The 12,178-nt window shown below is 60.3% G+C and carries 8 protein-coding genes; 4 read left to right on the top strand and 4 right to left on the bottom strand.

What is annotated here, in order from left to right; genetic code table 11:
- Positions 1-50: 50 nt before the first annotated feature.
- Positions 51-1,010, bottom strand: coding sequence for an agmatinase (speB, locus tag PH586_RS17825; RefSeq protein WP_271349097.1), 960 nt, complete (start codon positions 1,008-1,010; stop codon positions 51-53).
- A 189-nt stretch (positions 1,011-1,199) separates the two neighbouring features.
- Between speB and PH586_RS17820 the strand changes: the two genes are divergently transcribed.
- From PH586_RS17820 to PH586_RS17810, 3 genes are all read left to right on the top strand, one after another.
- A complete protein-coding gene (locus tag PH586_RS17820) occupies positions 1,200-2,093 on the top strand; it encodes a LysR family transcriptional regulator (protein ID WP_271349096.1) in 894 nt (297 codons plus the stop codon).
- Between the two features lie 124 nt (positions 2,094-2,217).
- Positions 2,218-3,783, top strand: a complete 1,566-nt coding sequence (locus PH586_RS17815) for a methyl-accepting chemotaxis protein (RefSeq protein WP_271349095.1) — start codon at positions 2,218-2,220, stop codon at positions 3,781-3,783.
- Positions 3,784-4,224: 441 nt separating this feature from the next.
- Entirely contained in the window at positions 4,225-4,827 is a 603-nt protein-coding gene (locus PH586_RS17810; protein ID WP_271349094.1) for a tRNA-uridine aminocarboxypropyltransferase, read from the top strand.
- 227 nt (positions 4,828-5,054) lie between these two features.
- Here PH586_RS17810 and PH586_RS17805 read toward each other — a convergent pair whose 3' ends face one another.
- From PH586_RS17805 to PH586_RS17795, 3 genes are read right to left on the bottom strand one after another with little or no spacing between them, the layout of a single operon-like run.
- A complete protein-coding gene (locus PH586_RS17805) occupies positions 5,055-6,413 on the bottom strand; it encodes an HlyD family type I secretion periplasmic adaptor subunit (RefSeq protein ID WP_271349093.1) in 1,359 nt (452 codons plus the stop codon).
- 10 nt (positions 6,414-6,423) lie between these two features.
- Positions 6,424-8,574, bottom strand: coding sequence for a type I secretion system permease/ATPase (locus PH586_RS17800; protein ID WP_271349363.1), 2,151 nt, complete (start codon positions 8,572-8,574; stop codon positions 6,424-6,426).
- Between the two features lie 31 nt (positions 8,575-8,605).
- Positions 8,606-9,961: a TolC family outer membrane protein gene (locus tag PH586_RS17795; RefSeq protein ID WP_271349092.1), complete on the bottom strand. Its 1,356-nt coding sequence runs from the start codon at positions 9,959-9,961 to the stop codon at positions 8,606-8,608.
- A gap of 456 nt (positions 9,962-10,417) precedes the next feature.
- Between PH586_RS17795 and PH586_RS17790 the strand changes: the two genes are divergently transcribed.
- Positions 10,418-12,178, top strand: a 1,761-nt coding sequence (locus tag PH586_RS17790) for a retention module-containing protein (RefSeq protein WP_271349091.1), incomplete at its 3' end; no start/stop codon positions are given.

Genomic DNA, 12,178 nt, shown 5'->3' with positions numbered 1-12,178 from the left:
TGTAGTGCACGGGCAGCGCGTGCGCTGCCCGTTGAATATGAAAGGCCTGTTCAGCGGTGCTGGACACCCGGCAACACGCAGAGCATTTCATAGAGAAGGTTGGCGCCGAGCAACGAGGTGTTGCCGGTGGTGTCGTAGGGCGGGGAGACCTCGACCAGATCGCCGCCGATCAGCTGCAGACCCTGGCAGCCGCGAATGATCTCGATCGCCTGGATAGTGGTCAGACCGCCGATTTCCGGGGTGCCGGTGCCGGGCGCCCAAGCCGGGTCGATGCCGTCAATATCGAAACTCAAGTAGACCGGGCCACCATCGACCTTGGCGCGCACTTCTTCCATCAGGGGGGCCAGGGACTTGTGCCAGCATTCTTCGGCCTGGACCACACGGAAGCCCTGCTTGCGGCTCCAGTTGAAGTCTTCGGCGGTATAGCCCTGGGCGCGCAGGCCGATCTGCACCACGCGGTCGCAATCTAGCAGGTCTTCCTCGACAGCGCGGCGGAAGGTGGTGCCGTGGGCGATTTTCTCGCCGAACATGTGATCATTCACATCGGCATGGGCGTCGATATGCACCAGGCCGATCTTGCCATGCTTCTTCTTCAGCGCGCGCAGGATCGGCAGGGTGATGGTGTGGTCGCCGCCGAGGGTCAGTGGGATGATGCCGTGCTCGAGAACATTGTCATAGAACTCCTCGATGATACGTACCGCTTCCAGCATATTGAAGGTATTGATCGGGACGTCGCCGATGTCGGCCACGTTCAGTGAGTCGAAGGGTGCGGCGCCGGTAGCCATGTTGTAGGGGCGAATCATCACCGACTGGGCGCGAATCTCCCGCGGGCCGAAGCGGGTGCCGGAGCGCAGCGAGGTGCCGATATCGAGCGGTACGCCGATAAAGCCGACATCGAGGTCGTGCTGCTCGGCGGACGTCTGGATGTGCGGCAGGCGCATCATGGTGGCTATGCCGCCGAAACGGGGCATCTCATTGCCGCCCAGGGGTTGGTGCAGAATCTTGTCCATGGGAAGGCCTCACGGTTGTTATGGTTGTAATAGTCGTCGGGCCGGATTGTTGGACAGGAAGGTGGCAGGAAAAATCGCTGAGGACAAAAACTTAGTTCAGATATTTCTAAACTAATGGCCCCGTCCTACACTGGCGACCTTTGTGCTGCGCGCGGCGCATTGATCTCTGCGACACCTGACGAGAAAACCATGAGCCACGCCTTGCCCGATTTGAAGCTGCTGCGCATTTTCGTCAGCGTGGTGCGCCAGCAGGGTTTCGCCGCGGCGCAGCAGGAACTGAACCTGTCGACTTCGGCGATCAGCACCTATATGAGCCAGCTGGAAGGCCAGCTCGGCCTGAGCCTGTGCCATCGTGGTCGCGGCGGCTTCAGCCTGACCAGCAAAGGTGAGCTGTTCTACCAGGAAACCCTGCGCCTGCTCGGCGAGCTGGAAGGCTTCGAACGCTACTCTGCCGCCCTCAAGGGCGAACTGCGCGGCACCCTCAACCTCGGCGTGCTGGATTCAACCGTCAGCGATCCGGCCCTGCCGTTGGCCGAGGTGATCGGTGCCTATAGTCAGGAGCACCCGGCCGTACACCTGCATCTGTCGGTGATGAGCCCTTACGAGCTGCAATTGGCGGTACTGGATAACCGCCTGGACCTGGCCATTGGCGCCTTTTCCACCCGGATGAATGGCCTGGTCTACCAGCCGCTGTACCGCGAACAGCACTGGCTGTACTGCAGCGAGCGCCATTCACTGTTTGGCGAGCGGCGCATCCCCGAGGAGGTGATCGCCCAGCAGCGCATGGTCGGCCGTGGCTACTGGAGTCAGGCCGAGCTGGCGCGACACGGCTTCAAGCACAGCGCGGCGACGGTGGAGTCGATGGAAGCGCAGCTGATCCTGGTGCTGTCCGGCGCCTATATCGGCTATCTGCCGGAACACTATGCCCATCCCTGGGTCGAGCAAGGGGGGCTGCGCGTCCTGCTGCCGGCGACCTTTGGCTATCAGGCGCCGTTTTCCCTGATCCTGCGCCGTGGCCGTTCGCGCGAGCCGTTGATCCAGACCTTCAGGGACTTGTTGAAGGCCCAGCTCAGCGCTCGTTGACACACTTCCTGTCGTTTCAGTCAAATTTACTTAATGCCGAGGTGGCATATTGCTTTCGCTGTGCTAGAAATAAGCGTTATGAGCGGCGGCGGACAGAATTTATCAACGACAGGGATTGCATGCGATGCGCCAGAATCTTCCAGTGACACAGCGGGAAAGAACCTTCGCAGCACACGAGCGGCTGATTTCAACCACCGACCTCAATAGCAATGTCAGCTACTGCAACGATGCTTTCGTCACCATCAGCGGTTTCACCCGGGAAGAGCTGATCGGCAAGCCGCACAACCAGGTGCGCCACCCCGATATGCCGCCAACGGTATTTGCCCATATGTGGGAAACCATCAAGCAGGGCAAACCCTGGATGGGCATCGTCAAGAACCGCGCAAAAAACGGTGATTTCTACTGGGTCAGTGCCTATGTCACGCCGATCTATGAAGGCGGCCAGATGTCCGGCTACGAGTCGGTTCGCACCTTGCCCAGCGAAGCGCAGAAGCGCCGGGCCGAGGCGCTCTATGCAAGGCTCAGGGCTGGCAAGGCTGCGACACCTCTGCTCGAGGACTGGACCCACAGCCTGGTTCGCTCCTGGCCACTGATTCTCGCCGGCCTGGCGATTCTAGGGGTGCATTCGCTGGTCGAAGGCCCCTGGCTACTGGCCTTCATCGCGGCAACCCTGGTTGCCTTGGGTGTTTATCAACTGTCCAGTAGTCGCCAGTCGATTCGGCAGACCTTGGCCGATCACCCCAAGGCCTTTACCAGCAGCCTGGTGGCCTTGACCTATAGCGATAATCGCGGTGCCCAGGCTTTGCTGGATATGGCGATGATCAGCGAAGAGGCGCGCCTCCAGACGGCGCTTACCCGCCTGGAAGATGCCGGTATCAACGTCAAGAAACATGCGGCGCAATCGGCGCAATTGTCGCGTTCCGGCGCAGAGATGCTCGATCAGCAGCGCAGCGAGGCCGACCAGTCGGCCACCGCGATCAACCAGATGGCCGCGACCATTCAGGAGGTCACGCACAACGTACAAAACACCTCCCATGCAGCCGAAGAGGCGGATGGGCTGGCCAGGCACGGCCTGCAACTGGCAGCAGACAGCCTGCTATCTATGCAGCATATGGCCAAATCGGTGGTCGATATTGGCCAGGCGGTGAATGACCTGGCCAATTCGACCCAGTCGATTGGCAGCGTAGCCGATGTGATTACCTCGATTGCCGAACAGACCAACCTGCTCGCTCTGAATGCCGCCATCGAAGCGGCACGTGCGGGTGAGCAGGGGCGTGGATTCGCCGTGGTGGCCGACGAGGTGCGGGCACTGGCCGCACGTACGCGCGAGTCGACCGAACAAATTCACCAGATCATCGCCTCCCTCAGGGCTGGTGCGGAGCGGGCGGTGGTTACCGCCGGCAGGGGCGAGGAGATCTCCCGCGAGAGTGTACAGAGCGTCGAAGCGGTGCGTTTGGCGCTGGATGGCATCAGTGCGTCGGTCAGCCATATCACCGGCATGAGTCAGCAGATGGCCACCGCCTCCGAGGAGCAAAGCCATGTCGCCGAAGACATCAGCCGGCAGATCACCCGCATTGCCCAACTGTCCGACCAGAGTGCCGGGCAGGCACACCAAGGGGCGGCAGTCGGCAAGGAGTTGGAGCAGATGGCCGAATATCTGCACAGCCTGGCCGAGCGCTTCAATCGCTAATGCTGGCTGTGATTAGCCCCGTTGGGGTGGGTCGCTTGGCGGCGAAGCCCAACGGCCGCTATCAGCAGGGCCTTAGCAACAAGGCGCAAGGCTGCTAAACAGCCTTGCAGGGTGGGGGAGTGAACCAGGCTGCTCACCTGTAAGGGCCGGCAGTGAGGCCTTGCTGTTCATCTAGACCGGGTGAGCAATATTTTTGCAACCTAATGAAAACCTGGGAAATCTTGCGCCTGCACCCTGCCTCCGATGGTATCCAGGCGAGGTGCTGGCCAGCGGTCCTGGACGGGTGCAATCTCATGGGTCAGTAGCATCGCGGCAAGGGATCGCCTGGCACTGATGACTACTTTATCCAGCCCGCGGGCATGGCGAAAACCACCGGCAATAGGCACGGGCAAGTGGCTTGTAGTCAGGCCTGTGGCAAACTGATCGGCCAAGGAGATGCCGATGTCACGCCCCCACTGCCCGCGCTGTAGTCGCCCGCTAGACCACTGTTTATGTGCGCTGATTCCCCGGTTGTCGAGTCGCACGCGGGTGCTGATTCTGCAGCACCCGAGCGAAGTCAGGCATGCGTTGAATACCGCACGCTTGGCGGCGCTGGGCCTGAACAACGCCGAGTTGCGCGTAGGCGAGGTGTTCGAGGACTTGCCGGCGCTGTTGGCGCAGCCCGGTTATCGGGCGTGTTTGCTGTTTCCCGGGGAGCAGGCTCAGCCTTTACCGCAGTTCGCGAGGCAACTGGACGGGTTGCCGGCGTTGTTGATTGTGCCCGATGGCACCTGGCGCAAGGCGCGCAAACTGCTGCATTGCAATCCGCTGCTGGCGACGTTGCCGCGGGTGACTTTGGTGGATGGGCTGGAGTCGCGCTATCGGTTGCGCAAGGCGCCGATGCCGGGGGCTTTGTCGACTATCGAGGCGGTTGTCAGTGCGCTGGGAGTCCTGGAGGCGCCGGCGCAGTTCGATGCGTTGCTCAAGCCGTTCGAGGCCTTGATCGAAGGGCAGATCGAGGCGATGGGCGTTGAGACGTTTCGGCGCAATCATCAGCGCGGCTGAGGGCATGGGCAGGTTCATTCGGGTGCACTCGGGGGCGCTGGGCATGACTTGAGAGCCTTCCCTGATTGCATCGGAAAATGAGCTTGGCGAGGGGGCGGCCAGGCAGGCGCAAATTCAGCCATGAAAGCTGGTAAGGCTCCGGCATCGAGTTGCGGAAACCCCGCTCTCTGCGGAACCCGCGCCCGGCGGCGCCGTGCAAGCGCTGGTCGCTGACGAAATGCCCCGCTTCAGCGCTCGCGCAATGCTTCGGCGCGGGCCTTGAGCACGGGTTTGAGCAGGTAGTCCAGCACGCTTTTCTTGCCGGTGATGATGTCTACGGTGGCGATCATGCCGGGAATGATCAGCAATGGATGCTCATCGCTGCCCAAGTGGCTTTTATCGGTCCGTAGCTGGATCAGGTAGAAACTCTTGCCTTCTTCATCGGTGATGGTGTCGGCGCTGATCAGTTCCAGGTTGGCCTTGAGGCCGCCATAGATGGTGTAGTCGTAGGCGCTGAACTTGATCATGGCCTTCTGCCCTGGATGGAGAAAGGCGACATCCTGCGGGCGCACCTTGGCTTCTATCAGCAGATTGTCCTCCAACGGTACGATTTCCAACATGTCGCTGCCCGGCTGGACGACGCCGCCGATGGTGTTGATCTTCAGTTGTTTGATGATGCCGTTGACCGGAGACACCACCGTGGTGCGGCTGACCCGGTCCTGAATGGCCGAGCTGGTGGCGGTGATTTTCTTCAGTTCGGTGCGGGCATCGTTGAGTTCCTTGAAGGCGTCTGAGCGAAAGCCCAGCTCGGATTCCTCGATCTTGCTCTTGATCTCGTTGACCGCCGCTTCCGCCCTGGGGATGGCCAAGGTAGTGGCATCCAGTGAGCCACGCACTTCGACTGCACTTCGACGCAGGCGGAGTATTTCCACCTGGGAAATTGCCCCTGCGGCTACCAGGGGTTGCGACATGTTCAGCTCTTGCTGGATCAGGCCCAGGCTGGAACGGTATTGCCGAGCCTTGGAGCGAAATTCCGCGAGCTCCTGGCTTTTTTGCAGCAGCTGTTCGCCGAGGGTGCGTTGTTCGCTGTGCAGGCGCTGTTGTCGCGAGTCATAGAGTGCCAGTTCGTCCTCGGCCAGTTGCGCTGCCGTGCGGGTGATTTCTTCGGGCATGGCGATAGGCCGGCCTTCGGCTTCGGCGGTCAGTCGTTCGATGCGGGCAATCAGCGCCAGGCGGTCTGCTTCCGTCTCGCCCTTGTTCGAGAGAAAACGGGTGTCGTCGAGGCGCAGCAGCACATCGTCCTTGTTCACCAACTGACCTTCGCGCACGAATATCTCACTGACGATGCCGCCTTCGAGGTTCTGGATAACCTGGATTTTACTCGAGGGAATCGCTTTGCCCTCGCCGGTGGTGACTTCTTCGAGCACGGCAAAATGGGCCCAGAGCAAGGCGGCGATCAGGCAGGCACAGACTACCCAGATGGTGATTCGCGACATCCAGGGCGAATCCTCGAGAATCGCGCCCTCGACCTCTGGCATGAACTCGGTGTCCTGCTTGCGCCGGCCCAGGCTGGCGAAGTAGGCGAGGATGGCTTGATGCGGTTGCATAGGTACCTTCCTATCCCGCTGTCGGGCCGACGCGGCCCTTGCGCAAGGCTTCGATTACCACCTCTTTCGGTCCATCGGCGACGATATGGCCGTTGTCCAGCACCACCAGCCGATCGACCAGGCTGAGCATCGAACTGCGGTGGGTAATCAGCAGCATGGTTTTACCCTGGGCCCATGTATGCAGGCGGCTGCGCAGAATTTCCTCGCTAGTATTGTCCATCGCGCTGGTCGGCTCGTCGAACACCAGGATTTGTGGATCAAGTAGCAGAGCGCGGGCCAGCAGCACGGCTTGGCGCTGGCCGCCAGAAAGTTGTTGGCCACGTTCGCCGACCGGGCGATCGAAGCCTTGCGGGTGTTGCCGAGCCAGTTCACTGACGCCGGTCATTTCGGCCACTTCGAGCATGCGCGCGTCGCTGACATAGCGTGCGCCGAGAGTCAGGTTGTCGCGCAGGCTGCCAGCCAATAACGGCAGATCGTGAGCAACGTAGCCGATCTGATGGCGCAGGTCGGCTACGTCGAGCTGGCGCAGGTCCAGGCCATCGAGCAGGATTTGCCCTTCGTCCGGCGTGTAGAAGCCCATCAGCAGGCGCGCCAGGGTGCTCTTGCCCGAGCCGCTGCGGCCGATGATGCCGACACGCTCGCCAGCGTTCAGGCGCAGGCTGACCTTGGCCAGAGCCGGACTGCTCTGCCCGGGGTAGCTGAAGCTGACCTGTCGCACATCGAGGGCCCCCTCCAGCAAGGTACGTTCCAGGGGGCGCTGCTTGGTCTGGCGTTCTTGTGGCAGCCCCATCAGGGCGTCGGTACTTTTCATGGTCAGGCGCGCCTGCTGGTAGCGGGTGATCAGCCCGGCAACCTGGCCGAGCGGGGCCATCACCCGGCTATTGAGCATGTAACAGGCGATCAGGGCGCCGACGCTCATGTCGCCAGCGATGATCGCGTAGACCCCGGCGATGATGATGGCCATGCCTGCGCATTGCTGGAGAAACAGGGTGCCGTTAGTGGCCAGGGATGAGAGGAAGCGTGCGTGGGCATCCAGCCGGGTCAGGGCGCCATGGGTGGTTTCCCACTGGTGTTGGCGTTCGCTTTCCGCGCCGCAGGCCTTGAGGGTTTCCAGACCCCCGAGGGTTTCGATCAACAGTGCCTGGCGCTCCGCACCCAATGCCAGGCTGCGTTGTACGGTGTCGCGCAGGCGGCTCTGAATGATCAGGGCGAAGATCGCCGTGAGTGGAAAGGCCAGCAGCGGAATGGCGACCAACGCACCGCCAAACAATCCGATCACCATAATCATCAGTAGAGCGAAGGGCAGGTCGATCAGGCTGGTCAGGGTCACCGCGGTTAGGAACTCGCGCAGGCCTTGGAAGTCATGGATGTTCTGTGCGAAGCCGCCGATAGAGGTTGGGCGCGCCTTCATGGACATGCCGGTGATGCGTTCAAACAGGGTGGCCGAGAGCACCACATCGGTCTTCTTGCCAGCGCTGTCCAGCAGATTGGCGCGCAGCACCCGCAATAGCAGTTCAAAGGAGGTGCCGATGAACAGGCCGATGGCCAGCACCCAGAGAGTCGAGGTGGCTTGGTTGGGCACCACGCGGTCGTAGGTCTGCATGACGAACAGCGGCACCATCAGGCCAAGCATGTTGACTAGCAGGCTGGCCAGCATGGCATCGGTATACAGCCAGCGGGACAGCTTGAGGGTGTCGCGGAACCAGGCATCGATACGTGGCAGCAGTGGTGTGCGAGCGTCTTCCAGTTCATGTCGAGGACGAGCGAATAACGCCTGCCCACTGTAACCCTCGGCCAGTTGCTCGCGCGTAACGCGCTGTTCACCACCATCTGCTTCACACGGCAGAATCAGCGCCTGATCGTTGCCCAGCCACTTGCGCAGGACTGCGCTGCGTCCGTTCTTGAGCAATAACAGCACTGGAAGGTTCAGAGCGGAAATGGCAGTCAGTTCGCGGCGTAGCAAGCGACCTTGCAGGCCTGCCCGTGCTGCCGCGCGCGTTAGCAGGTCGGCGCTCAGGCGTTGCTTGGGCATCGGCAATCCGGCGCTCAGGCTGCCACGGCTGACACTACAGCCGTGGAGCTTGCAGAGGATCAGCAAGCCATCGAGCAATGGATCGTCATGGCTCAAGCGTGGATCGCTGGCGGGTCCAGTCCTTTCCATTGTCGTCACGGTTACTGCTCCTTGACCGGTATTACTTCATTGCCGGAAGGCGTGCCTCGGTCTTTACATCGGAAAGAGCCACTGCCTCGGTCGGCACAATCACTTGCTGGTGGCGCAGCAAATCGCCCATGGCAGCCAGCACGCGGTACATGGCGAACTCTTCGGTGTAGCGCACTTCGGCGTAGCGACGGTTGGCGGTGAAGAGTTCGTTCTCACTGTCCAGCACGTCGAGCAGGGTGCGTTGGCTCAGACTGAATTGCTGCTGATAAGCCTCGCGAACCCGTGTGGTGTAGTCGGCATAGTCGCGCGCCTTTGGTGTTTGCAGGCGGGCGTTGTCCATGGCGTTCCAGGCTAGCGAAAGATTTTCGTTGAGCACGCGCAGCGCGTTGTTGCGAATGTCCATCGATTCGTTGATCTGGTGAGCGGAGGACTGCAGGCGTGCCTTGTCGCGCAGGCCGTTGAACAGGTTGTAGTTCATCACCACGGCGGCGCGCCAGCTGTTGTAGTGGCCTTCATCGCCTTGGATATTGTCATCGGCATTGGTCGCCAACTCGACGTCGAAACGTGGGTAGAACGGGGACTTGGCAACCTCATATTGCTGCTCTGCAGCGTGCACGTCGGCTTGCGCTGATTTCAGGTAGGGGTTGTTTTGCATAACTGCCTGCCGGGCAGCGTTCAAGTCTTCTGGCAAGGCACTGCGGACCGAGACCGGGGCGACCAGTTCGTCCGGCATGAGGCCGGTGATGCTGATGAAGTTCGCCTCGGCATCCGCCAGATTAACCTGCTCGGTGTAGAGGTTGTTTTCCGCCAGGGCCAGGCGTGCGTTGGATTGGTCGAAGTCGGCTGTGCTGCCGACGCCTTGGCGATTACGCAGATCGATTTGATCGGTGATGCGATGGTGGGCAAGCAGGTTGTTTTTTGCCAGATCGATCAGTTCACGGCGTTTGAGGATATCCAAATAAACCTCGACTGTGCGCAGCGCCAGGCTTTCTGTGGTGCCAAGTAACCGGTAGGCCCGCGAGTTCACCACCGCTTCGGTTCGTGCGACTTCATTGGGGGTATTGAAACCATCGAACAGCATCTGTCGCAGACGCAGTTCGGCGTTGCGCGCATTGAGTGTTTCGGTGTTGTGGCCGCCCTGTGCGCGGGTGCTCGGGCTGTCGGTGTGTTCCCGGCCGTAGCCGACCAGCAGGTCGACTGTCGGCAGGTAGCCACCTTTGGCCATCTTCACTTCTTCATCCGAGGAAAGACGGTTGTTGATCCCCGCATGGATTTCCGGGTGATTGTCCAGGGTGCTTTGAATCGCTTCCGAGAGGGTCATTGCTTGAGTCTGAGTGCAGGCCAGGGCCAGCAACATACTGCTCCACAGCGGATTTAATGCACGCATGTGATGAATCTCCTTGATTAGTGTTCTTTTTGTGTCGCCAAAATTTTGGCAAGGCCCCAGTAAAACTGTTCCACTCTTGTAACAGTAGAGCTAAGAACATCTTTCTGCAGAGGCTAAGAAAAATTTGTCACAAGGTTTATGAAGAAAAAATCTTATGCAGTCAGGAAAAAGCAGCACATTGTTTCTTCTATGAGCCATGTATTCATTGGTTAACAGTCTGTTGCATGGCGAACGGAATAGGCGGTCAAGCACGACTTACAATGCGTAGGGTAGGTTCTGAATTGGCGTAGTACTGCGGTGGGAGCGCGACATTATTTTGTCGCACATGGTTTTTGACTGCTCCTGCCATTTCATTTCACACAGTCGCCTCTTGAGCAACGTCCCATAGTCGCAGTGGTGTCTTGACTCTTTTCAGGCATGTCGACGCTGGTCGGCAGCTGCGGTGAGGAAGGAATCATGGCTACTTTGATTGGTGTCGTCAGTCAGGTTATCGGCGAGGTATTTGCGGTAGCTGGCAATGGAGCGCGTCGAGCCCTGGCAGAAGGTGATCGGGTTTTTGCCGGTGAGCAGTTGGTTACCGGTGCAAGCGGTGCAGTTGCCATTGCCCTGGTCGGCGGGGGCGAACTGACCCTTGGGCGTGACAGCAACCTGATGCTCGATACGCAACTGCTGGCGGAGGCTCACGGCGACGGTTCGGCTGCAGTGGCCCAAGGCACCGAGAGCGCACCCAGTGAGCAGGACCTTGCCGAGGTCGAGCAGTTGCAGGCGGCCATCGAAGCGGGTGAAGACCCTACCGCTAGTTTGGCTGCTACGGCTGCGGGACCTGGTGCTGGTGCCGGTGGCAATGCCGGCGGTGGCCATTCTTTCGTATTGCTAGGGGAAACCGCAGGTGCGCTCGACCCGGTCATTGGTTTTCCTACCAAGGGCCTCGGTTTCATTCCGGAGTTTCCCGATCCGGATATCGAAGAAGCTGTGGAGCTGAACTCCATCCCCGCAATCAAGGTTGTCTACGACAACCCCAGCGTCGACTCCGGAACAGGCACGGTCGATGAGGCGGCGCTGCCGGGCGGCAGCAATTCCGATAGTCCCAATGAGACAACGTCAGGCTATTTGCTGGTTACGTCGCCAGACGGCGTTTCTTCGCTGCAAGTGCAGTTGCAGGTACAAAATAGCGCCGGTGAGTGGATTGATATCAGCGTGGGTGGAACCGTTACCGGGCAATACGGGACATTGACCTTCGATGCCGCTGGTAATTGGGTCTATACCATCACGACCAATACGGTCGATCACAACATCCCCGGCGCTACCGGAGCGGACGATCAGGTCGCTGATACCTTCGCCGTTCGGGTCGTCGATACCGATGGTGATATCTCGCCTGCTGCTCCACTGATAATCCTGATCAACGACGATGGCCCGATTGCGATCGATGACGGCAACAGTCTTGCTGAAGACAGCGATGCAGCAATTACCGGAGATGTTCTGGCTAATGACCAATCTGGAGCGGACAGTCCCGCCAGCTTCGTCAGCTGGGCCAGTACGGCCGCCAGCTACGGCAGCTTCAGCGACACCGGCAATGGCACCTACAGCTACCTGCTGAATACCAGTAATCCGGCGGTGCAGGGCCTGGACACTGGCGAGAGCCTGATCGAGACCTTTACCTACACCATTCAGGACGCCGATGGCGATACCGACACCGCAACCCTGACCATTACCATCAATGGCAGCAATGACACTCCCGTCATAAACGTCGATCCAGGTAATGGCGGAGCGAATGATCTGGTGTATGAGGCCGGCCTGGCGACGGGCTCGGCGGCGGCCAGCAACAGCGAGTTTGCCGTTGGCAGCTTCAGCCTCAGCGACGCCGATGGCCTCGATGATTTGCAGAGCGTGACCATCAACGGCAGCACCGTGGCCATCGGCAGCCTGGTCGGCGCCAGTTTCGCCGGTAGCAACGGCACCCTGACCATCACCGCGTACGACAGCCTGACTGGGGTCGGCAGCTACAGCTACGAGCTGACCAACCCGACCACCGACGGCGTGGGTATCGAGACCGACGAATTCAGCCTGACCACCTCGGACGGCACGGCCAGTTCGCTGCCGGCGAGCATCATCATCGAGATCGTCGACGACGTGCCGAATGCGGTCGACGACGGCAACAGCCTCAGTGAGGACAGCATTACCCCGGTCACCGGCAGCGTGCTGGATAACGACCTGCAC

This window comes from Pseudomonas aestuarii, from assembly GCF_027988105.1.
In the GTDB taxonomy this organism is placed as follows: domain Bacteria; phylum Pseudomonadota; class Gammaproteobacteria; order Pseudomonadales; family Pseudomonadaceae; genus Aquipseudomonas; species Aquipseudomonas aestuarii.
Note: the sequence above shows the minus strand (reverse complement) of the source record. Positions and strands in the feature narration are given on the sequence as shown.